This window comes from Pseudoduganella sp. LjRoot289, from assembly GCF_964252925.1.
Lineage (GTDB): Bacteria > Pseudomonadota > Gammaproteobacteria > Burkholderiales > Burkholderiaceae_D > Rugamonas.
Genome location: NZ_CAXUPN020000001.1, coordinates 3,074,639 through 3,094,435, shown reverse-complemented (window position 1 = coordinate 3,094,435; position 19,797 = coordinate 3,074,639). Strand labels below are relative to the sequence as shown.

Annotated in this window: 19 protein-coding genes; 9 read left to right on the top strand and 10 right to left on the bottom strand. The window is 64.7% G+C overall.

The annotated features are described in order from the left end of the window. The first annotated feature begins 10 nt into the window (after window positions 1-10). The 4 genes from ACSQ8Y_RS13010 to ACSQ8Y_RS12995 all read left to right on the top strand — a co-directional run bounded on the left by ACSQ8Y_RS13010 (window position 11) and on the right by ACSQ8Y_RS12995 (window position 4,182). Window positions 11-1,159: an NAD(P)/FAD-dependent oxidoreductase gene (locus ACSQ8Y_RS13010; RefSeq protein ID WP_436266894.1), complete on the top strand. Its 1,149-nt coding sequence runs from the start codon at window positions 11-13 to the stop codon at window positions 1,157-1,159. A 90-nt stretch (window positions 1,160-1,249) separates the two neighbouring features. Beyond that, window positions 1,250-2,176 (top strand): 2-hydroxyacid dehydrogenase, encoded by a 927-nt coding sequence (locus ACSQ8Y_RS13005; RefSeq protein WP_436266893.1) that lies wholly within the window; start codon window positions 1,250-1,252, stop codon window positions 2,174-2,176. Window positions 2,177-2,212: 36 nt separating this feature from the next. Continuing rightward, the gene (locus tag ACSQ8Y_RS13000) at window positions 2,213-3,208 is read left to right on the top strand and encodes an ornithine cyclodeaminase family protein (RefSeq protein WP_436266892.1); all 996 of its coding nucleotides are present in this window, start codon (window positions 2,213-2,215) and stop codon (window positions 3,206-3,208) included. Between the two features lie 2 nt (window positions 3,209-3,210). Beyond that, window positions 3,211-4,182 carry a threonine ammonia-lyase gene (locus tag ACSQ8Y_RS12995; protein ID WP_436266891.1) on the top strand — a complete coding sequence of 324 codons (972 nt, stop codon included), beginning with the start codon at window positions 3,211-3,213 and terminating at the stop codon, window positions 4,180-4,182. Between the two features lie 12 nt (window positions 4,183-4,194). On the opposite strand, the gene ACSQ8Y_RS12990 is transcribed toward ACSQ8Y_RS12995, so the two are convergent. Together ACSQ8Y_RS12990 and ACSQ8Y_RS12985 are read right to left on the bottom strand one after the other, a co-directional pair. Continuing rightward, window positions 4,195-4,656, bottom strand: a complete 462-nt coding sequence (locus ACSQ8Y_RS12990; RefSeq protein ID WP_436266890.1) for a cache domain-containing protein — start codon at window positions 4,654-4,656, stop codon at window positions 4,195-4,197. 179 nt (window positions 4,657-4,835) lie between these two features. Then, window positions 4,836-5,735, bottom strand: coding sequence for a LysR family transcriptional regulator (locus tag ACSQ8Y_RS12985; RefSeq protein WP_436266889.1), 900 nt, complete (start codon window positions 5,733-5,735; stop codon window positions 4,836-4,838). A 99-nt stretch (window positions 5,736-5,834) separates the two neighbouring features. On the opposite strand from ACSQ8Y_RS12985, the gene ACSQ8Y_RS12980 reads away from it, so the two are divergent. Then, on the top strand, window positions 5,835-6,995 hold the full coding sequence (locus ACSQ8Y_RS12980) for an alanine racemase (protein WP_436266888.1): 1,161 nt from the start codon (window positions 5,835-5,837) through the stop codon (window positions 6,993-6,995). 26 nt (window positions 6,996-7,021) lie between these two features. Here the strand turns inward: ACSQ8Y_RS12980 and ACSQ8Y_RS12975 are convergent, their stop codons facing one another. Genes ACSQ8Y_RS12975 through ACSQ8Y_RS12960 form a run of 4 tightly spaced genes read right to left on the bottom strand, consistent with a single transcriptional unit; the run spans window position 7,022 to window position 9,908 of the window. Next, the gene (locus tag ACSQ8Y_RS12975) at window positions 7,022-7,630 is read right to left on the bottom strand and encodes a malonic semialdehyde reductase (protein ID WP_436269813.1); all 609 of its coding nucleotides are present in this window, start codon (window positions 7,628-7,630) and stop codon (window positions 7,022-7,024) included. A 5-nt stretch (window positions 7,631-7,635) separates the two neighbouring features. Beyond that, a complete protein-coding gene (locus ACSQ8Y_RS12970) occupies window positions 7,636-8,172 on the bottom strand; it encodes a cupin domain-containing protein (protein WP_436266887.1) in 537 nt (178 codons plus the stop codon). A gap of 11 nt (window positions 8,173-8,183) precedes the next feature. Further along, complete coding sequence (locus tag ACSQ8Y_RS12965; RefSeq protein WP_436266886.1) at window positions 8,184-9,296, bottom strand: alcohol dehydrogenase catalytic domain-containing protein; 1,113 nt, start codon at window positions 9,294-9,296, stop codon at window positions 8,184-8,186. Between the two features lie 30 nt (window positions 9,297-9,326). Then, window positions 9,327-9,908: an amino acid synthesis family protein gene (locus ACSQ8Y_RS12960; protein ID WP_436266885.1), complete on the bottom strand. Its 582-nt coding sequence runs from the start codon at window positions 9,906-9,908 to the stop codon at window positions 9,327-9,329. Window positions 9,909-10,089: 181 nt separating this feature from the next. On the opposite strand from ACSQ8Y_RS12960, the gene ACSQ8Y_RS12955 reads away from it, so the two are divergent. Genes ACSQ8Y_RS12955 through ACSQ8Y_RS12945 form a run of 3 tightly spaced genes read left to right on the top strand, consistent with a single transcriptional unit; the run spans window position 10,090 to window position 13,158 of the window. Next, window positions 10,090-10,941 carry a fumarylacetoacetate hydrolase family protein gene (locus tag ACSQ8Y_RS12955; RefSeq protein WP_436266884.1) on the top strand — a complete coding sequence of 284 codons (852 nt, stop codon included), beginning with the start codon at window positions 10,090-10,092 and terminating at the stop codon, window positions 10,939-10,941. A 10-nt stretch (window positions 10,942-10,951) separates the two neighbouring features. Next, the gene (locus tag ACSQ8Y_RS12950; RefSeq protein WP_436266883.1) at window positions 10,952-11,500 is read left to right on the top strand and encodes a VOC family protein; all 549 of its coding nucleotides are present in this window, start codon (window positions 10,952-10,954) and stop codon (window positions 11,498-11,500) included. A 35-nt stretch (window positions 11,501-11,535) separates the two neighbouring features. Then, window positions 11,536-13,158 carry a bifunctional 3-(3-hydroxy-phenyl)propionate/3-hydroxycinnamic acid hydroxylase gene (locus ACSQ8Y_RS12945; RefSeq protein WP_436266882.1) on the top strand — a complete coding sequence of 541 codons (1,623 nt, stop codon included), beginning with the start codon at window positions 11,536-11,538 and terminating at the stop codon, window positions 13,156-13,158. A gap of 498 nt (window positions 13,159-13,656) precedes the next feature. Here the strand turns inward: ACSQ8Y_RS12945 and ACSQ8Y_RS12940 are convergent, their stop codons facing one another. Further along, the gene (locus tag ACSQ8Y_RS12940) at window positions 13,657-14,919 is read right to left on the bottom strand and encodes an MFS transporter (protein ID WP_436266881.1); all 1,263 of its coding nucleotides are present in this window, start codon (window positions 14,917-14,919) and stop codon (window positions 13,657-13,659) included. Between the two features lie 134 nt (window positions 14,920-15,053). On the opposite strand from ACSQ8Y_RS12940, the gene ACSQ8Y_RS12935 reads away from it, so the two are divergent. Next, complete coding sequence (locus ACSQ8Y_RS12935) at window positions 15,054-15,761, top strand: GntR family transcriptional regulator (RefSeq protein WP_436266880.1); 708 nt, start codon at window positions 15,054-15,056, stop codon at window positions 15,759-15,761. 38 nt (window positions 15,762-15,799) lie between these two features. Here ACSQ8Y_RS12935 and ACSQ8Y_RS12930 read toward each other — a convergent pair whose 3' ends face one another. The 3 genes from ACSQ8Y_RS12930 to ACSQ8Y_RS12920 are packed head-to-tail and all read right to left on the bottom strand — an operon-like array spanning window position 15,800 to window position 19,757. Continuing rightward, window positions 15,800-16,264 (bottom strand): cache domain-containing protein, encoded by a 465-nt coding sequence (locus ACSQ8Y_RS12930; protein ID WP_436266879.1) that lies wholly within the window; start codon window positions 16,262-16,264, stop codon window positions 15,800-15,802. Next, entirely contained in the window at window positions 16,249-18,666 is a 2,418-nt protein-coding gene (locus ACSQ8Y_RS12925) for an efflux RND transporter permease subunit (protein WP_436266878.1), read from the bottom strand. Before ACSQ8Y_RS12925 ends, ACSQ8Y_RS12930 begins: the two co-directional genes overlap by 16 nt. Then, window positions 18,663-19,757 carry a WD40/YVTN/BNR-like repeat-containing protein gene (locus tag ACSQ8Y_RS12920; RefSeq protein ID WP_436266877.1) on the bottom strand — a complete coding sequence of 365 codons (1,095 nt, stop codon included), beginning with the start codon at window positions 19,755-19,757 and terminating at the stop codon, window positions 18,663-18,665. Before ACSQ8Y_RS12920 ends, ACSQ8Y_RS12925 begins: the two co-directional genes overlap by 4 nt. Window positions 19,758-19,797: the final 40 nt, after the last annotated feature.

The following is a 19,797-nucleotide window of genomic DNA, read 5'->3' as shown; positions in this document are numbered from 1 at the left end:
AGGAGCAGCAATGAACACTTATGCAGCCGATGTCATCATTGTCGGCGGCGGCTTCATGGGCGCCGCCACGGCCTTCTTTTTGCGCAAGCGCGGGGTCTCCGTGATCCTGCTGGAGCGAGGCCTGATCGGCCAGCAGGCCAGCGGCGTCAACTTCGGCAATGTGCGCCGGCAGGGGCGGCATTTCGAGCAGCTGCCGCTGGCGCAGCGATCGCACGAAATCTGGGGCAAGCTCAAGGAATTGATCGGCGAGGATGTCGAATTCCTGGTCAGCGGGAATATGCGGGCCGCCTACACCGATTCGCACGTGGAGCGGATGGAGACTTATGTACGCGACGCCAAGCCCCACGGCATGGAGCTGGAACTCATCAGTGGCCGCGGCTTGCGCGAGCGCTTCCCCTACCTCGGCCCCAACATCAAGATGGCCTCCTATCTGCATGACGACGGCCATGCCAATCCGCGCCTGGCGGCGCCCGCGTTCGGGCGGGCCGCCGTGCGCGAGGGCGCGCAGGTGTTCGAAAACACCGAGATCGTCAACATCGAGAAGGAGGGCGTGGACTTCCGCGTGACAGCAGCCGACGGCAGGATATTCCGCGCACCGGCCGTGCAGATCAGCGCCGGGGCGTGGGGCGACCGCCTCAGCGCCGCGTTCGGCGAGCCGGTGCCGATGCTGGCTAAATCGCCGCAGATGTGCGTCACCGAGCCGGTGCCCTACGCGATCGGGCCGGCGATCGGCGTGCCCTCGGCCATCAAGGAAGAGATCATCTACTTCCGCCAGGTTAAACGCGGCAACATCGTCATCGGCGGCTGCGCCCACGGCCCGGCCGATATCGATGCGCGGCGCGTCCAGGTGCTCCCTGAAAACACGCTGTTGCAGTTCAAGCATCTGCAGAGGGTGGTGCCGGCGTTGAACCGCCTGCACATCATTCGCGTCTGGGGCGGGATCGAGGGCTATATGCAGGATGAACGGCCGGTCATGGGGCCGAGCGTGCGGGTACCCGGCTTGTACTACGCGTTCGGCTTCTCCGGACACGGTTTCCAGCTGGGACCAGGGGTCGGCGAGGTGATGGCGGAACTGATCCATACCGGCGCCACGTCCACGCCGATCTCGCAGTATTCCATTGGGCGTTTCACCGAGCCGGCAGTGCACGCGGCAGCCTAAGCCCTTTGCTTTGTTTTTCGCTTCCTCCAAGCGTTTGGCTTGCGGGCAGGGATGTCCGCAAGCTTTTTTTTTGCACTTATGGAGCCGTCGATGACTTTCCTCTATAGAGCCGATCCCGTCAGGGGCGCAGTCTGGGCGGAGCTGCTCGCCCGCAAAATGCCGGATCTGCCGTTCCGCATCTGGCCGGATATCGGGGATCCGCGCGAGGTGCGCTACCTGGCCGCCTGGCAGCCGCCGGAAGACCTGGCGGCCCGGTTTCCGAACCTGGAAGTGCTGTTCTCGACCGGGGCGGGGACCGATCAATTCGATTTCTCCGTCATCCCCGGCTCGCTGCCGGTGGTTCGCATGGTCGAGTCCGGCATCATCAATGGCATGGTCGAGTATGCGACGCTGGGCGTGCTGTCTGCCCACCGCGACTGGCGCACTTATTCCGGCCAGCAGCGTGAGGGCGACTGGAAGGTGCATCGCGTGCATCCCGCTTCCTCGCGCCGTGTCGGCGTGCTGGGCCTGGGCGTGCTGGGGCGCGCGGTGCTCGACAGCGTGCGCCGTTTCGGTTTTCCCTGCGCGGGCTGGAGCCGCTCGCCGCGACAGATCGACGGTGTCGAATGCCACGCCGGAGCGGACGGCTTGGGGCAATTCCTGGCGCGCACCGACATCCTCATCTGCCTGCTGCCTTTGACGGACAGTACGCGCGGCATTCTGTCCAAGCCACTGTTCGACCAGCTGCCGCAAGGCGCCACGGTGATCAACGTGGGGCGCGGCGGACACTTGATGCAGGAAGACCTGCTGCAGGCGCTTGACCAAGGGCAACTGGGTGGCGCCGTATTGGATGTGTGCGAACCGGAGCCGCTGCCGCCCGGCCATCCGTTCTGGACCCACCCCAAGGTGGTGTTGACGCCGCATATCGCCAGCATGACGCAGCCGGAAACCGCCGTCGACGCCGTAGTCGACAACATCCGCCGGCACCGCGAGGGATTGCCGATGACCGGCTTGGTCGACAGGGCAAGTGGCTATTAACCATTTCAATAACAATCACAGTGAGAGGTGATAAAAATGAAAACTCTGCTACTCAACAAAGAGCAAGTAGGCAGTTTGATCTGCATGAGGGAAGTCATCGGTACGGTGGAGGAAGCGTACAAAGCCTTTAACAGTAATCAGGTGATACAACCCGATTACATAGGGATAGACCTTCCTTCTCCCCGTGGAGACATCGACTTCAAGCTTGGCTACTACAAAGCCAATGAAGTGATTTCGATGAAGGCGTCTTCCGGCGGCTTCATCAATAATCCAACTACATACGGCGTTCCCAGCGGCATGGGAACCATACTCCTGTTTGATGCCAGGACCTGCGCGTTGATTTGCGTCATGGACGGAAGCTTGATCACGGGCCTGCGGACCGGGGCGGCTGGCGCCGTTTCGGTAAAGGTGCTGGCACGGAAAGACGCGAAAAAGATTACTTCCATCGGCACCGGGAATCAGGCCAGGATGCAAATCCGGGCCATCAGCGAGGTCATGAAGATCGAAGAGATCCATGCATGGGACAGCACCAGGGAGACGCTCGCCAAATTTAAGGCGGATATCGAAAGCGAGTTCGGTATCCCCGTCATCATGGCGAATTCGAAAAAAGACGCTGTGGAGCAGGCTGATATCCTGATCACGACGACCCGCGGGAAAGGGCCGCTGGTGGAGGCGGCCTGGGTAAAGCCGGGCACCCATATCGTGGCGATCGGTACGGACACGCAGGGGAAGCAGGAGCTGGATCCGGAGCTATTCAGGAACGCAAAAATAGTCAACGACTCGATAGAACAGTGCATCGAAAAAGGCGAGACCTGGCATCCTTTGGTGAAAAATATCATCGCCAAAAGCGATATCCACGCGGAAATCGGCGAGATATTGCTGGGTAAAAAGGCAGGAAGGGAGAACGATGAGGAGATCACCATTTTCGATTCTACCGGCATGGCCATACAGGACAACACTACGTCGAACAGGATCTATCGGAATGCGATAGAACACGATATTGGAAGTATTTTTGAGTTTTTGAAGGGTTGACCATGCGTAACTATCCTACCATCGAAGACATCCTGGAAGCCCGGGAACGTCTGAAACCCCACATCAAACACACGCCGTTGCTGCGCGGCGAAAAGATGGAAAAGGCCCTCGGCTGCCAGCTGTATCTCAAGCCTGAAACCCTGCAAATAACCGGGGCATTCAAAATTCGCGGCGCGCTGAACAAGTCGCTTTCGCTCTCGAAAGAAGAGATCGCCAACGGTTTGATAGCCACGTCTTCCGGCAACCATGCCCAAGGGCTGGCTTACGCCGCAAGAATGCTGGGTGTAAAAGCGATGCTGGTCCTCCCGGTCACCACGCCGGCAATTAAAATTGCGAACACCAGAGCCTTGGGGGCGGAAGTCATTCTGTTTGATGGCGATACCGCCGCCAGATGGAAGCGGGTGCGTGAGATCGCTGCGGAAAACGGCTATGCGGTCGTGCACGCTTTCGAAGATCCGCTGGTGATGGCGGGGCAGGGAACCATAGGTTGCGAAATTCTGGAGGATCTGGGCGATGTGGACACGGTGATTATTCCCATGGGCGGAGGAGGCCTTATTTCAGGCATCGCCACCGCCATCAAGGAGACGAAGCCATCGGTGCGTGTCATCGGCGCCGAGCCTGCCTTGACGCCCAAGTACTTCCACAGCAGGATCAACAAGGAACGCACATCGCTGCCTTTGAAGAACACCGTCGCGGACGGCTTGCGTATCAGCGTTCCGGGACAGAACCCGTATCCCATTATTGAAAAGTACGTGGATGAGATTGTTCTCGTTGAAGACGAACATATCATTGCGGGCATGTGCATGCTGGCCAGGGACGCGAAGCTGATCGCGGAACCTGCCGCCGCAATTGGCATAGGCGCTTTGCTGGCCGGCGCCGTCAAAGTCCGGCCGGACGAGAAAGTCTGCGTGGTGCTGACCGGCGGGAACTGGAACTTGTGCGACCTTGCGGAGATATACCAACTTGTTGATTAGAGGAAGGGCGGACTATTTCTTGTAGACGCCGCCCGCGATGAGCATGTCGTCGACTTTTTCAATGTAGACGGTTTTTGGCTCGATCGCCTTGGTCACCGGGTTGGGCCAGCGGAAGTCGACCCAGCCGCTGCCCTTGGTCTTGGCCAGGCTGGTCTGCTCCTTGACGAATTGCTTGCCATCGGTATCCTTGATCTCCAGGATGTTCTTGCTGATCATCTTGGCGTTGGCGCCATGCGCCAGCACCACGCCGTCCAGCGAAACGGCCACAATGTAGAGTTCGCCTTTGACGAAACGCCCGTCCGGATTGTTGAATTCGGCGAAAGCCTTCTCCTTGCCGTCCTGCTTCACCAGCTGCACCGCCTGCTTTACCAGCGCGACCGCCTCATCGGTCGTGGCGGCCCGGGCGATGCCACCGCCGCCCGCCATCAGCGCCACACCCAGCCACAAGGCGGATTTCGTTATCAGCCGTTTCATTTCGTCTCCTTGGTTATCGCCGGCATGCTTGCCGATGTTTGTATGGTTTCAAAATACTACGGATGGCCGGACATTGATAGTGCATGAGCGCAATAATATCGGCTTTTTTCGGGGAGGCACCTAACATTAACTGCCAGCCAGTCCTTGTGTGAATCCGCGCCGCGATCGGCGGCCGGTGTTCATATTCTCCACGGTGGCCGGGGTGAGAAATGCCCGTTGACGAAGGTGATAAATGCCTTGACCCTGGCCGACGTGCCCTTACGCTGCGGCACGAGCGCAACGATGTCTGCCGGCGCCAGCTTCCACTCCGGCAGCAGGTGGGCCAGCTGGCCCGACCTGAGCGCATCGGCCACATCCCACTCCGAGCGGACGATGATGCCCCGTCCCCGCATCGCCCATAGACAGACGACCTCGCCGTCGTTGGACACGAGCGCCGGGTCGATGCGCACGTGGCGGCTGGCCTTGCCGCGCGTGAATTTCCAGAGGCCGACGTCTTCGTTGTTTTCGCGCAGCGTGATGCATTCGTGTCCAGCCAGGTCCTCCGGGGCCAGCGGCGTTCCGCGTCTCTGCAAGTACTGCGGCGATGCGCACAGCAGTCTGTTGTTCGGCGCGATCGTGTAGCGCACCATGCTCGAGTCGTGCAGTTCCCCGATATGGAACATCACATCCGCCGCGCCGGCTTCGTGCAAAGACGGGCTGTCGGCCAGCGAGAGCGATATCTTCAGTGCAGGGTGGCGGGTGTGGAATTCCGCGATCAGAGGCGCCAGGTAGCGGCGGCCGAAGCCGAACGGGGCGCTCACGCGCAGGTGCCCCGTCACCTTGCCGCTGCGGGCCGCGAGCAGATCGAGCAGGGCATCGGCCTCCGCGCAAATCAAGGCGCCTTTCTCATTCAGCAGTTCCCCCTCGTCCGTCAGCTGCATGCGGCGCGTGGAGCGGTCGAGGAGGCGGACGCCGTACCGCGATTCGATCTGCTGCAGCCGCTGCGTGATCGCCGGGGGCGACACATTCAACTCGCGCGCGGCAGCGACCATGCTGCCTGCCTTGACAAGAACATGGAAGAAGCGGAGGTCGTCGAGCATGAGCATTATTAATGCAGGCCTTAATTTAGTATTCCCCATGATTTAACCACAGCCGCATGCCGGTGCAACATAATTCTCCCAACCAAGGGGAGGAAATACATGCACACGCCACAGGCAGCACAGGCAAACGATCTGCGCACGCTGGAGACGCCGGTACTGGTTCTCGACCGGCAGAAAATGAACATCAACATTACCCGCATGCGCGGCCAGTTGGCACGGCTGGGTGTCGCATTCCGTCCGCATGTGAAGACCAGCAAGTCGATCGACGTGGCGCGGCATACCCTAGGCGCGGAAACCGGGCCCATTACAGTTTCCACCCTGAAGGAAGCGGAATACTTCGCCGGCTTCGGCTTTACCGATATCGTCTACGCGGTCGGCATTACCCCCAACAAATTTCAACACGTGTTCGATCTGCGCGCGCGCGGTGTGGCGCTGACCGTCGTTCTGGACAGTGTCGGGATGGCCCATGCGCTTGCCGCCTATGCGGCGGAGCGCGACGTTTCCTTGGACGTCATGATCGAAATCGACTGCGACGGACACCGTTCCGGCGTGCAGCCCGGGTCCGGGGAGCTGCTTCCTATCGCACAACGCCTGGCAGCCGGGAAGCTGATGCTGAAAGGCGTCATCACCCATGCCGGCAACTCTTACTCCTGCAAATCGACCGAGGAAATCGCCGCCATGTCGAGACAGGAACGCGATGCGGCGGTGAGTTGCGCGCAAAGCCTGCGCCAACACGGTTTTCCTTGCCCCGAAGTCAGCGTGGGGTCGACGCCGACGGCGTACTTTGCCGATGATCTTGCCGGCGTGACGGAAGTCCGGGCCGGCGTCTTCGTGTTCGGCGACCTCGTGATGGGCGGACTCGGCGTCGTGCAGCCGCAGGATATCGCGGTCTCGGTTCTGACCTCCGTCGTCGGCCACCAGCGGAAAAAGGGATGGACCATCGTGGACGCCGGCTGGATGGCCATGTCGCGCGACCGGGGCACCAGCCGGCAGCGGGTGGACCAGGGTTACGGCGTGGTCTGCAATCTGGATGGCGAGATCCTGGAAGACATCGTCATGGTCGATGCCAACCAGGAGCACGGGGTGATCGCGCACCGCTCCGGCGATCCGCGGAAGTCGCCCGATTTCCCTGTGGGCACGCTCTTGCGTATCCTGCCGAACCATGCCTGCGCGACCTGCGCGCAGCACGACCGCTACCACGTCGTGGATGGAGGTGGGCTTGCAGTGAACGCCGTGTGGCCGCGCTTCCGGGGATGGTAAGGCTAGATCTTAGGCGCGAGGGGACGTCAGGCAAACTCGCAGACCTGTTCGAACGCCAGTTTAGGATGGCGTGGAAAGAGGCCTGCCGGGTCGCCGTATCCCAGCCCGCAAAGGAAGTTGACCTTCCAGGTCCGGCCGGCGAAGAAGGTCTCGTTCACCATGTCCTCGTTGAAGCCGGACATGGGGCCGCAGTCCAGCCCGGCCATCCGTGCCGCGATCATCAGGTAGGCGCCTTGCAGCGTGCCGTTGCGGAAGGCGGTGGCCTCGCTCAGGCGCGCATCCTCGCGGAACATGGCGCCCGCCTGGGGCCGGTGCGGAAACAGGAAGGGCAGCTTGTCGTGGAAGGCGCTATCGTAGGCGACCACGGCCACCACCGGCGCCGTCCTCACTTTGTCGACATTGCCGGGCGCCAGCGCCGGCACCAGCTTTTCCTTGGCTTCGGCCGTGCGCAGGAACAGCAGCCGCAGCGGCGCCGTGTTCATGCTGGTCGGTCCCCATTTCATCAGCTCGTAGACCTCGCGCAGCAGGCCGTCGGATACCGCGCGCGGCTGCCAGCGGTTCTGGCTGCGCGCCTCGCGGAAGATCAGGTCGCGCACGGCGTCGCCGCATGTGCAGCCGTTCTCGCTCTCGTCCATGGCGCTCAAGCCTTCCTGGCCGCGCCAATGAAGATGAAGGCCAGCGTGGCCGGCTGGTCCGTCTTGTTGCGCCAGGCGTGGCGGGTGCCGTTCTGCACCACCACGTCGCCCCGGCGCACCAGCTTTTGCGCGCCGCCGTCCAGCTCCAGCCATATTTCGCCGTCGAGCACGATGGCGTAGTCGATGCTGTCGGTGGTGTGCATGCCGGGGCTGTCCGGCTCGAAGGTCTCGATCAGGCCGGGCAGGGCAGGGGCCAGTTCCGCGCCGGCCGCAGCGCCGTCGGCCGCCGCCATGACGGCGTCCGGCGGGAAGGTCACGACCAGGAAGCTGCTGCCGCCGGGCGCCGGCAGCAGAGACCCGCCGGCGAGCGTGGGATCGCCGTGCGGCGCGGGCAGCGCCGCGCCGGGGGCGGTGGCCCAGACCTGCGCAAATGCGTGGCCCGGGATGCTCTTGAACGCCGTGGCGCGCGGCGCGTCCGATTCGGACAGGAACACCGACTTGCCCTCGGCGTCGTGTCCGGTCACGATACGTTTGATTTGCATGCTGCTCTCCTTCACGGACAGATGACGAAGTTGCTGAAGCCCCCGGCGCGGTTCTCGATGCCGCCGATCGCCTCGTTAACCTTCTCCAGCGGGAAGCAATGGTGCTCGAAGATGGACATGTCCACCACGCCGGCTTCCACCAGGTCCGCCATCTGCTGTCCTTGCGCAGTGGTGAACCATGCGGAGCCGATGACGGAGATGTCATTATCCATCAAGACGTGCAGGTTGAGCGGCACGTCGCCGGCCACCGCGCCGATGTTGACCAGCTTGCCGCCCCGGCGCAGCGTGCCCAGCGCGTCGAGCAGCGGGCCGTGGCTGGCGCCCGGCCCGAGCGCGTCGATCGCAAGATCCACGCCTTCGCCGTGCGTGATTTCCTCGGCCCACTCGCCCATCGGCCGCTCGCCCAGCGCGTGCACGTGGATGCGGTCCGGCGCCAGCGCCTTCACGCGCGCCAGCAGTTCCTTGTTGCGGCCCGTGCCCAGCACGCGGCGCGCGCCCAGCGCCAGCGCGAACAGCGCGCCGCCTATGCCGAGCGTGCCGCTGATGCCGTTCACCAGCACCGTGGAGCCGGGCTTGACGCCGCCGGTCTGCAGCGCGCGGTAGGCCGTGCCCAGGTAGCCCAGGCGGGCCGCCTCCTCGAAGCGCATATTGTCCGGCAGGCGCACCAGGCTGGTTTGCGGCGCGGTCATGAATTCGCACAGGCCGCCGTAAGGATAGTCGTCGTAGATGCGCTGCGAGCGCTTGGAAAAACCGAAGTAGCCGTTGAAGGTGTAGTGCGAGCAGGCTGTGGTCTCGCCGGCCAGGCAGTTGCGGCAGGCGCCGCAATAGCGCGCCGGGTTCACGTACACCCGGTCGCCGGGCTTGAAGCCGATCACCTGGGAGCCGACCGCCTCGACCACGCCAGCCGGATCGAGGCCGAAGACGGCGGGCAGCTTGGGCAGCGGCAGGTGGGGAAACCAGTTGCCCCAGTTGCTCAGCACATTGCCCAGGTTGGGCACGATGCCGCAGGCCTTCACGTTCACCAGCACGTCGGTGGGGCGCACCTCCGGCACCGGGATCATTTCCACTTCCATCGGCTTGCCGACTTCATGCATTCTCGCTGCGCGCATCATCTTGCTCATCATGGTCTCCTTGGTTTTATCAGTGTTGTGTTGTTAGCGCAGGCCGTCGTTGCCGGCCACGTCGGCTGCAGCCAAGCCGCCCAAGCGCGCGTGGATGCGGCCGCCGGTGGCCATTGCCAGGCCGAAGGCGATCTCTCCCCGGCGCGGCCCGTCCCACACCGTCATGTCGGCGGTGCTGAAATGGCTGCGCACATAGGCGGCGTGGATATGGCCCAGCGGCATGGCCAGGCGCGTGCCGACCCCGCCTATGGTTTTGGCCGCCGGCACGATGGCCTTGGGCTGGCCCAGCGCCTCGCGCATGGCCCAGCCGCCGGCCTCGTGCCACACGGCGCCGTGTTCCAGCTCGCCGTCCTCGCCGACCACCGCGCCCTTGCCGTAGGCCTGCACCTGGTCGGCGCCGTCCAGCGCGGCGATCAGCCTGGCCGACAGTTCCGCGCCCAGCTGGCGCAGCTCGGCCATGAAGGGCAGCAGGTCGGCCTCGTAGCGCCCGGCGTAGGGGTTGGCCACCACGGCCACTGCCACCGCCACGCGCAGCGGCCGCGCCAGGACCGGGCCGCCCTCGTGCCAGACTTCCTCGACATCCAGTTTGTACTTGCGCACTTTCACCAGCGACATCAACATCTCCTTAGTGTTCGTTGAAGCGGCGCGGCGTCGGCCGCCTCGCCCTGTGCTTAAAATTATACATGTAAGAATGTTTTATGCAAATTAAATATTTTTGTGCACAAAAATCGACAAGCTCCTATAATTGCTCCAGGTCCGGCGCATGCCCGTCCCCCGAACATCCAAGGAGAAATGTATGAAGTTGATTTCGTATCGCCGTGCAGGAAAGCCGTGTTTCGGCGCAGTAGTCGATGATGGCGTGGTAGAACTGAGCGGACGGCTGGACGGCGTGGCCGACCTGGCCGCCTTGCTGGCCGACGATGCCGCGCTGGCGCAGGCCAGGGCGCTCGCGGCCCGCGCCGAGGCCAGTTATTCGCTGGCCAGCGTGCAGCTGGAGCCTGTCATACCCAAGCCGGGCAAGGTGGTGTGCGTGGGCATCAACTATGTCGAGCATGCGCACGAGGCGGGCCGCAAGATCGGCGCCCATCCCGTCATCTTCCAGCGCTACCATGAGACGCTGATCGCCGCCGGCGCGCCGCTGCTGCGGCCCAAGGTGTCCGAGCAGTTCGATTTCGAGGCGGAGCTGGCGGTGGTGATCGGCAAGGGCGGCGCCCACATCGATCCGGCCGACGCCATGGACCATGTGGCCGGCTACACCTGCTTCAACGATGCCAGCGTGCGCGACTGGCAGTTCCACACCCACCAGTACGGCATGGGCAAGAACTTCCAGGCCACCGGCGCGCTCGGACCGTGGCTGGTGACGGCCGATGAAATCGCCGACTACCGCGCGCTGCGCGTGACCGGCTTGCTGAACGGCGAGCAGATGCAGCAGGGCGAGTTGTCCGAACTGGCCTTCGACATCCCCACGCTCATTTCCTATATCTCCAAGGCGCTGCCGTGGAATCCGGGCGACATCCTGGCCACCGGCACGCCGAGCGGCATCGGCTTCAAGCGCACGCCGCCGCTGTTCCTGAAAGCAGGCGACCGCTTCGAGGTGACCATCTCGCAAATCGGTACGCTGTCCAACCCTGTCATCGACGAAGCCTGAGGACCAGATCATGTCGCAACTCCCACGCATACAGTACACCCACACCGGCATCTTCTGCGTCGACCTCGACAACATGGTCGAGTTCTACCGCTCGAAAATCGGCTTCATCGTCAGCGACCAGGGCGTCGCCTCCACCGGGCACCGCCTGTTCTTCATGACGCAGGACCCGGAAATCCACCACCAGCTGGTGCTGTTCGACGGCAAGCCCACCGGCTTGCCCTTCAATCCGATCAACCAGCTGTCTTTCCTGCTTGCGTCGCTGGAAGACTTGCAGGCCTATTACCGCAAGGCGCTCGAATTCGGCTTCACGGTCGACCAGGTCGACCACGGCAACGCCTGGTCCATGTATTTCACCGACCCCGAAGGCAACCCGATCGAGATGTATGTCGACACGCCGTTCTACACCGCGCAGCCATGCCGCGAGCCGCTGGACCTGGCTCAGCCCACCGACACCATCCTGGCGGCCACCGAGGCCATGTGCCGCCGCCGGCCCGGCTTCATGACGCGTACGGACTGGATCGCGGCAACCCGCGAGAAGATCCGGCTGCAGCGGGCCTGAGCATGGGCCGCAACCACGAATCGGGGGAGGTCGGTATGGAATTCGATGTGATGATCGTCGGCGCCGGGCCGGTCGGCGCGGTGGCCGCGAACCTGGCGGGGATGTGGGGCTTGCGCACGCTGGTGGTCGACAAGCTGCTGGACGTGTATGACAAGCCGCGCGCCTTCGGCCTGGACCACGAGGTGATGCGGGTGTTCGATAACGTCGGCATCTCCGCCAGGATCGCCAATGATGTGATGCCTTACCGCACTTCGGAATACCACGGCGCCGGGGGCCGCGTGATCAAGCGCATCGTGCCGGCCGGTGCGCCGTATCCGCTGGGCTGGGCGCCCAACTATGTGTTTTCCCAGCCCGCCGTTGAAGGCGCTTTGCGCGCGCGCCTGCAGGAGCGTCCCGGCGTGCGCCTGGAGCTGGGCACCGAGGCGCTGGCGGTGGCCGCGCAGGGTGACGGCTACGCGGTGCGCCTGCGCGACAAGCACGGCGCGCAGCGCGAGGTGCGCAGCCGCTATGTGCTGGCCTGCGACGGCGGCACCAGCGCCTTGCGCGGCAGGCTGGGGCTGGAAATGGAGGACTTGCAGTTCGACGAGCCCTGGATGGTGGTCGACGTGATGGTATCGCCGGAGGCGCTGGAGCGGCTGCCGGCCACCAACATCCAGTACTGCGAAACCGAACGCCCCTGCACTTATGTGGTCGGGCCCGGACGCCACCGGCGCTGGGAGTTCATGATCAACCCGGACGAGACGCCGGCCGGCATCGCGCAGCCGGAGGCTGTGGCCCAATTGCTGTCGCGCTGGCTGGCGCCGGGGGAATACGAGATCTGGCGCGCGTCGTCCTATCGTTTCCACGCGCTGATCCTGAAGACCTGGCGCGAGGGAGGCCAGTTCTTCCTGGGCGATGCAGCCCACATGACGCCGCCGTTCATGGCGCAGGGCATGTGCCAGGGCATACGCGACGCGTCCAACCTGCTGTGGAAGCTGGCGCTGGTGAACCGTGGCCTGGCCTCGTCCTCCCTGCTCGATTCCTACCAGGAGGAGCGCCAGCCGCATGTGCGCCATACCACGCTGGTGACCAAGGAGTTCGGCCAGGTGATCTGCGAGCGCGATCCGGTGCGGGCCGAGGCGCGCGACCAGGCCATGCTGGCGGAGATGGCCCGCAACACGGGGCCGACGGTGCGGCAGTCGCTGATACCGGGACTGTCCGGCGGCTTCCTGGCGCCGCTCGACGGCGTCGGCGCGCGCGGCGCGCTGTTCCCGCAGCCCATGGTCAGCGACCATGCGGGGCGCGGCGGCTTGCTGGACAGCTTTACCGGCCTGGCCTTCCGCGTCGTCCTGGCGGCCGGCGTGGACTTGGCGCCGTTCGAGGCGGCGGTGCGCGGCACGCCTGCCTTGGCGGGCCTGCCGCTGTCGTTCGTGCGCCTGCGCGAGGCCGGCCTGCAGGCCGCGCCCGGCCTGCAGGACTACCAGGAGCAGGGCGCTGTGCTGCGCGACTGGATGGCCGAGCGCAAGTGCCGGGTGGCCGTGGTGCGGCCCGACCACTACGTGTTCGGCACCGCCGGCTCGGAAGCGGAAGGCTTGCGGTTGCTGGACGCCTTGCGCGCCAGGCTCGCCGGACACGACGGGCAGGGCGCCGCATCCGACCACGGATTGAGCATGGCTTGAAGATGGATGGGCCGCGCAGTGCGCGGCCGCTTGTCATGGTCCCCGCCCCGCAAGGGCGGGGATTTTTCATTTACAACTGCGATCGTATCGCGGCGCAGCCATCAGGCCCCAGCCAAGCTGGCGCCGTATTTCCGTGATCGATGGTGGCGGACATTGCTGGGTCCGCCTCGCTTCCATATAGTGCCGGACTTGCTCTTTGGTCGGCTGGCTTTGCGTTTTCATTTCAGTGCTCCCGATTTTCAACGGTACAGGTACCGGATACGCCTTGCGTGCATATCCCACACATACTAAGCAGCCGTCTTGATCACTCCTCATTACCGCAAAGATCCAGCTGCGCCCAAATGAATCGATTGGTCCCCTCCCTGTCATCGTGCTGCGCCCTATGATTAACTTTAGGCGTATCCCCGCGGATTAAGTCCTGAATGCGGGTGCGCGCCCGGCATAAAAAAGTAAACTCGCGCCTGCCGATGGCGGAAAATGCCGGGCCCGGATCCGTCCTTACGCTCCCAGCGTGTCCTGCACGCTTGATGCCGGCGCGTGCGCGCGCCGCGCCCGGCCCGGCGCGGTTTCCTTCAGCGCGAACGACAGCAGCGCGGCCACGGCGGCGGCCGCCGACGCGATCAGGAACGGCGCCTGCGCGCCGAAATGGTCGGCGGCGTAACCTTCGACGGTGGGCGCGATGAAGCCGCCCGCCACTTCGCCGACGCCGATCACCAGGCCGATCGCCCGTCCCGCGTGCGCGATGCCCACCGTCTCGGCCGGTATCGTCGCCAGGAACAGCGGGAAGCAGCCGTAGCCGAAGTAGGTCGCGAACAGCAGCGCGCCCAGCACCGGCAGGGAGGTGTGCGCGTAGACCAGCACCAGGGGCACGGCGACGGCGACGGCGGCGAAGAAGGCCATGGTCGGGCGCCGGCCGATGCGGTCCGAAATGGCGGGCACCACGAAGCCGCTGATGACGCTCGATACGCCGAGTATGGTCATCAGCATGCCCATCTGCCCCGGGCTGAAGCCGCGCGTTTCGATCAGATAGATCGGGGTGAAGGTCATCAGGGCGACGAACCAGGTGATCAGCAGGCAGCTGATGAGCAGGCACAGGCCGATGTTGCGCTGCTTGACCATGCCCATGAAGGACAGGTGCTCGGCATGGACCAGGCCGGCCTCCGCCCGGGGTGCGAACTGTCTCGGCTCGGCCAGGTATCTGACGAGGAAGGCGGCGATGATCAGCCCGGGAACGCCGGCCAGGAAGAAGGTGGTGCGCCAGCCGTACTCGGTGGCCAGCGGCACCACCACCATGGGCGCCAGCACCGCGCCCAGCAGGCCGCCGGCGGAGGCCTGGATGAAGCCCATGTTGAAACCCCGGCGCGAGTCGCTGGAGGCGTAGCCCATCAGCGACTGGCTGATAGGCAGCACCGGGCCTTCGGCCAGGCCCATCACGGCGCGGGCGACCAGCAGCAACAGGAAGCTGCCTGCCAGCCCGGAACCGATGGAGCAGACAGAGAACACGACCACGGCGATGACGAGGACGGTCTTGCGGCGCTTCAGGCGTTCGGCCCAGGTGGCCAGGAAGTATCCCGACAGTGCCCAGGTCAAGGCCAGCGCCGACGTCAGCATGCCGATGCGCCCATTGGTCAGTTCGAACTCGGCGCGCATGAAAGGAAACAGGAAATTGATCGACAGGCGGTCGAAGAAGACGAAGCCTACCGTGAAGAACAGCAGCAAGAGCAGCCTGTTTTCATAGGTGTTGAAGGGTGTGCGTGGCATGGGTGTCTCCTGATGGTTGAGTTATATATGCATAATATATTATTTTGTGCACAAAACTATAAATCTATAATAATTTGCATTTTTAGCCGCTTTACGCATAAAATGTGATATCTCCCCCATCAGGAATGCCCACCATGGAAAAGCAAGCCGCTGATTCCTCCCCCGCCACCGGTTCGTCTTTGATCGAAGTTGCGCTGCACAAGATGAAGCGCGCCATCGTGTGCGGTGAACTGAGCCCCGGCACCAAGCTCAAGGTGGACGCGTTGTCCAAGGCTTACGGCCTGAGCAGCTCGCCGATCCGCGAGGCGCTGAATCGCCTGGCGCAGGAAGGCATCGTCAACGCCAGCGAAAACAAGGGTTTCCGGGTTGCCCCGATCACGGTGGCCGACTTCCGCGAGATCACCCGCATCCGGCGTCTGCTGGAGGGCGAGGCGCTGGCCGACGCGATCGAGCATGGCGACGATCAATGGGAGGGGGACGCGCTGGCGGCGTTCCACCGGCTGGGCATGGTGGAAAAGCGTTTGGGCAAGGGGCCGCTGGCGCTGGACGACGACTGGGCGGAGCGCCACAAGGCCTTCCACTTCGCGCTGTTCTCGGCCTGCCCGTCGACGCTGCTGCTGGGCATGATCGATTCCCTGTTCGACCGGGCCGAGCGCTATCGCCGCTTCTCGGCGCTGCACCGCCAGACCGAGCGCCATAAGAACAATGAACACCAGGAGTTGCTGGACGCCGTGCTGGCGCGCGACAAGGACAAGGCCGTCGCGCTGCTGCGCGAACACATCGGCCACACCGAGGCCAGCATCAGCCAGGCCATCGAGCGCCAACTGGCGACGCTGCAGTAATACACGGGGATGCGGGCGCAGGTCCGCATCCCGCCGCTTCAACGCTGCTGAAACACGCCCGTCAGCACAATCAGGTCGTCAGCCTTTTCGATATAGCTGGAACGCGGCTCCATGGCCTTGCTGAGCGGGTTCAGCCACTGGAAGTCGACCCAGCCCCTGCCTTTCTCCTTCGCCAGTTTCAGCTCTTCCCGGACGAAGTATTTGCCGTTCACGTCCCGCAGGTCGACCAGCGGCTTGCCGACCATTTTGGGATGCAAGGGGTCCGCCAGCAGCGCGCCGTTCATGTCGAGCACGATGATGTACAGTTCGCGGTCGAGGAACGGCCCCTGCGGATTGTTGAAGTCCCGCAGGGCCTGGTCCTTGCCTTGCTGGCGCAGGTGTATGATCGCCTTCTTGACGAACAGCACAGCCTCGTCGCGCGAGGCGGGCTGCTGGGCGTAGGCTGTCCACGGCAGCGCGGCCAGCAGCATGGCGGCCAGCAGTTTGATCAGATAGCGTTGCATGTTTCCTCCTTCAGTTGAATGTTGGCGTGGCGCGCCTGCACGGCGGGCTTGAGCAGGAAATGCGCCAGCGCCGGCAGCAGGATCAGTGCACCGAGCATGTTCCAGATGAACATGAAGGCCAGCAGTATGCCCATGTCGGCCTGGAACTTGAGCGGCGAGAAGGCCCAGGTGGCCACTGCTACGCCCAAGGTCACGCCGGTCAGCACCACCACCTTGCCGGTGAACAGCAGCGCCTTGTAATAGGCCTCCGACAGGCTCGCACCCCGGCGCAATTCCACCAGCGTCACCGACACCACATACAGCGCGTAGTCGACACCGATGCCCACGCCCAGCGCGATTACCGGCAAGGTCGCCACCTTCACGCCTATGCCCAGCCATACCATCAGCGCCTCGCACAGCACCGACGTCAGCATCAGCGGCAGGATGGCGCAGATGACGGCGCGCCATGAGCGGAAGGTGATGAAGGCGAGCAGCGTCACCGCCGCGTAGACCAGCAGCAGCATCTGCGTGTTGGCCTTCTTCACGACGATGTTGGTGGCGGCCTCGATGCCGGCGTTGCCGGCGGCCGACAGGAACTGGATGTCCTTGCTGTTGTTGGCGGCCGCGAAGGCCTCCACCGCCCGCACCACGCCGTCCAGCGTGTCGGCCTTGTGGTCCTTCAGGTAGACATAGACGGTGAGCAGGTCGCAGTTCTGGTTCAGCAGCTCGCGCGGCGCGCGGGTGGTGATGGCGTTCAGCGAGTCCTGTGAGCGGGGCAGGTCGAACCACTTCATGTTCCCCTCGTTCATGGCGGCCGAGGCGCGCTTGCTCAGCGTGGCGTAGGAGTTGGTGGACTCCACACCCGCCAGCTGCTGCAGCTTCCACTCCAGCGCCTCCACCTGCGCCAGCGTGCCGTATTGCGCGCACATGTACTGCGGCGTCTTCACCATGACCACGAAGTTGTCGCTGCTGGCGGCGTAGCTGGCGGCCATGAAGGCGCTGTCGCGGTTGTAGCGCGAATCGGCGCGCAGCTCGGGCGCGCCGGGATCGAGGTCGCCTATCTTCAGGTGCAGGCTGACCGCGCCGCCGGCCACCGTGAGCACGGCGGCCACGGCCAGCGCGCCGCCGGCCCAGCGGCGCTGCGTGAAGCGGTCCAGGAAGGCCCAGAAGGCCAGCTTGCGCGGCGCTTCCTCGTCGCGCAGGCTGCGCAGCGCGGCGGCGGGGCTGACGCCGACGTAGGACAGCAGCACCGGCAGCAGGATCAGGTTGGTGAAGATCAGCACCGCCACGCCCATGCTGGCCGACAGCGCCAGGTCGTGGATGACGGGGATGTCGATTACCATCAGCACGGCGAAGCCCACGGCGTCGGCCAGCAGGGCCGTCAAGCCCGCAAGGAACAGGCGGCGGAAGGTATAGCGCGCCGCCACCAGCTTGTGCGTGCCGCGCCCGATGTCCTGCATGATGCCGTTCATCTTCTGTGCGCCATGGCTCATGCCGATGGCGAACACCAGGAAGGGCAGCAGGATGGAATACGGGTCCAGTTCGAATCCCAGCAGCGGCAACAGCCCCAGCAGCCAGACCGCCGCCACCAAAGAGCACGCCACCACCAGCAGCGTGCTGCGCATGCAGCGCGTGTACCACAGCAGCATAGCGGTGCAGATGGCCAGCGCGACGGCGAAGAACAGCAGCACCTGGCGCATGCCTTCGATCAGGTCGCCCACCACCTTGGCGAAGCCGGTGATGTGGATCTTGACGCCCTGCGCCTCGTAGCGCGCGCGCAGTTGTTCCAGGCTTCCGGACAGGCGCACATAGTCGAGCCGCTGCGCGCCTTCCGATTCCAGCAGCGGCACCACGATGACGGTCGAGCGCAGGTCCGGCGCCACCAGCGAGCCGATCTCGCCGGAGCGTTCGATGTTGGCGCGCAGCTGCTCCAGGCTGGCAGGCGAGCCGTCGAAGCCGTCCGGGATGACGGGGCCGCCGTCCAGGCCTTCTTCGGTCACGCCTATCCAGCGCACGGCCGGCATCCAGATCGATTTCATGAAGGAACGGTCGACGCCGGGCAGCAGGAACAGTTCGTCGTTCAGCTTGCGCACGGTGTCCAGGTAGGCCGCGTCGTAGATGGTGCCCGGCTTTTGCGCGTCGATGGCGACCGCGATGCGCAGCGTGTTGCCCAGGCCGCCAAGGTCGGCCTTGTGCGCCTGGTAGTTGAGGATGAAGGGATGCCTGGCCGGGATCATGCGTTCGAAGCTGGGGTTCAGCCGCAGGCCGAGGGCCGACCACGCCAGCGCGGCGGTGATCAGCAGGAACAGGGCCACGACGACGACGCGGTGGTTGAACAGCAGGCGCTCGAGCGGGGAGCCGGAGCGGCGGTCGAAATCGGCCGGATCGGCGATAACGGGATGGTCGGATGCTGGGGGCTTCATGGTTGTGCCTTGATGGAGTTCAGGGCGACGCTGGTGATGCCGCGTACGCCGGATAACAGCAGCTTGCCGTCGGCGCGCTGCACCGCGGCGGTGAAGGGCGAGGGCTGCGGCGGGGCGATGTGGACGAAGCGCTTGCCCTCGTCGGTGCTGCGGTACAGCTGCCCGGTTTCATCGGCCAGCAGCAGCGAACCGTCGCGCAGCCGCAGGCCCGCCGTGATCGATGCGCCGGCGGCAATCTCGCTTTTCTGCCAGGTGGCGCCGGCGTCGTCGCTGCGGCGCACATTGCCGCGCATGCCGAATACGAGCGCGCTGCGCGGGGCCAGCGCCAGGGCGCCGAAATAGCTGCCCTCGTAGCCGGTGGCGAGCGTGCTGAAGGTCCGCCCCCGGTCCGTGGAGCGGAACACCGCGCCCTGTTCGCCGGCGATCACGCAGCCGTCGCCGTCGCCCGCGATGGCGTACAGGTGCTTGCCCTGCGGGTTGGCGAGGCGTTGCTGCGCCGGCTGCCAGGTCTGGCCGCCGTCCGCGGTGGCGAACACCATGCCGAAGGCACCGATCAGCAGGCCGTTTTGCGGGTCGAAGAAATGCAGGTCGAGGAAGGGCTTGCTGGGACCTTCTGCCACCATGCGCTCGGCCTCCGCCAGCGCGGGGCCCTGCGCGCCGGCCGCCTTGGCGGCTTCCAGCACCAGGGCGGCGGCCTGCTTGCCGTCCATCTGCCTGGTCCAGCTCTGGCCGCCGTCGCGCGTGCGCAGCAGCACGCCGCTGTGGCCCAGCGCCCAGCCGTCGCGCGCGCTGGTGAAACGCAGCGCCGTCAGCGACACGCTGACCGGTACGCTGGCCTGGCGCCAGCTCGCGCCGCCGTCGTCCGACCACAGGATGATGCCGCGCTCGCCGGCCGCGACCAGGCGCGGCCCCGCTTGCGCGAGCGCCAGCAGGACCGAGCCGGCCGCTTTCGCGCTTATCAGGGCCGGGCGTTCCAGCACGTCCGGTTCGGCGCGCGCGAGGCTGCAGCATAGCGCGGCCAGCGCGGTGAAGGTGGCTCGGGCCAGCAGCCCCCTTGCCGCGTGGCGCGGCTTGAATGAAATAGGTGTCATGGTGGTTTCCTTGAGCGCGGCCGGGAGTGGCGTCCGGCCG

Coding starts and splice junctions, on each gene's coding strand:
- ACSQ8Y_RS13010 (WP_436266894.1), top strand. CDS start 11: ATGAACACTTATGCAGCCGATGTCATCATTGTCGGCGGCGGCTTCATG.
- ACSQ8Y_RS13005 (WP_436266893.1), top strand. CDS start 1,250: ATGACTTTCCTCTATAGAGCCGATCCCGTCAGGGGCGCAGTCTGGGCG.
- ACSQ8Y_RS13000 (WP_436266892.1), top strand. CDS start 2,213: ATGAAAACTCTGCTACTCAACAAAGAGCAAGTAGGCAGTTTGATCTGC.
- ACSQ8Y_RS12995 (WP_436266891.1), top strand. CDS start 3,211: ATGCGTAACTATCCTACCATCGAAGACATCCTGGAAGCCCGGGAACGT.
- ACSQ8Y_RS12990 (WP_436266890.1), bottom strand. CDS start 4,656: ATGAAACGGCTGATAACGAAATCCGCCTTGTGGCTGGGTGTGGCGCTG.
- ACSQ8Y_RS12985 (WP_436266889.1), bottom strand. CDS start 5,735: ATGCTCGACGACCTCCGCTTCTTCCATGTTCTTGTCAAGGCAGGCAGC.
- ACSQ8Y_RS12980 (WP_436266888.1), top strand. CDS start 5,835: ATGCACACGCCACAGGCAGCACAGGCAAACGATCTGCGCACGCTGGAG.
- ACSQ8Y_RS12975 (WP_436269813.1), bottom strand. CDS start 7,630: ATGGACGAGAGCGAGAACGGCTGCACATGCGGCGACGCCGTGCGCGAC.
- ACSQ8Y_RS12970 (WP_436266887.1), bottom strand. CDS start 8,172: ATGCAAATCAAACGTATCGTGACCGGACACGACGCCGAGGGCAAGTCG.
- ACSQ8Y_RS12965 (WP_436266886.1), bottom strand. CDS start 9,296: ATGATGAGCAAGATGATGCGCGCAGCGAGAATGCATGAAGTCGGCAAG.
- ACSQ8Y_RS12960 (WP_436266885.1), bottom strand. CDS start 9,908: ATGTCGCTGGTGAAAGTGCGCAAGTACAAACTGGATGTCGAGGAAGTC.
- ACSQ8Y_RS12955 (WP_436266884.1), top strand. CDS start 10,090: ATGAAGTTGATTTCGTATCGCCGTGCAGGAAAGCCGTGTTTCGGCGCA.
- ACSQ8Y_RS12950 (WP_436266883.1), top strand. CDS start 10,952: ATGTCGCAACTCCCACGCATACAGTACACCCACACCGGCATCTTCTGC.
- ACSQ8Y_RS12945 (WP_436266882.1), top strand. CDS start 11,536: ATGGAATTCGATGTGATGATCGTCGGCGCCGGGCCGGTCGGCGCGGTG.
- ACSQ8Y_RS12940 (WP_436266881.1), bottom strand. CDS start 14,919: ATGCCACGCACACCCTTCAACACCTATGAAAACAGGCTGCTCTTGCTG.
- ACSQ8Y_RS12935 (WP_436266880.1), top strand. CDS start 15,054: ATGGAAAAGCAAGCCGCTGATTCCTCCCCCGCCACCGGTTCGTCTTTG.
- ACSQ8Y_RS12930 (WP_436266879.1), bottom strand. CDS start 16,264: ATGCAACGCTATCTGATCAAACTGCTGGCCGCCATGCTGCTGGCCGCG.
- ACSQ8Y_RS12925 (WP_436266878.1), bottom strand. CDS start 18,666: ATGAAGCCCCCAGCATCCGACCATCCCGTTATCGCCGATCCGGCCGAT.
- ACSQ8Y_RS12920 (WP_436266877.1), bottom strand. CDS start 19,757: ATGACACCTATTTCATTCAAGCCGCGCCACGCGGCAAGGGGGCTGCTG.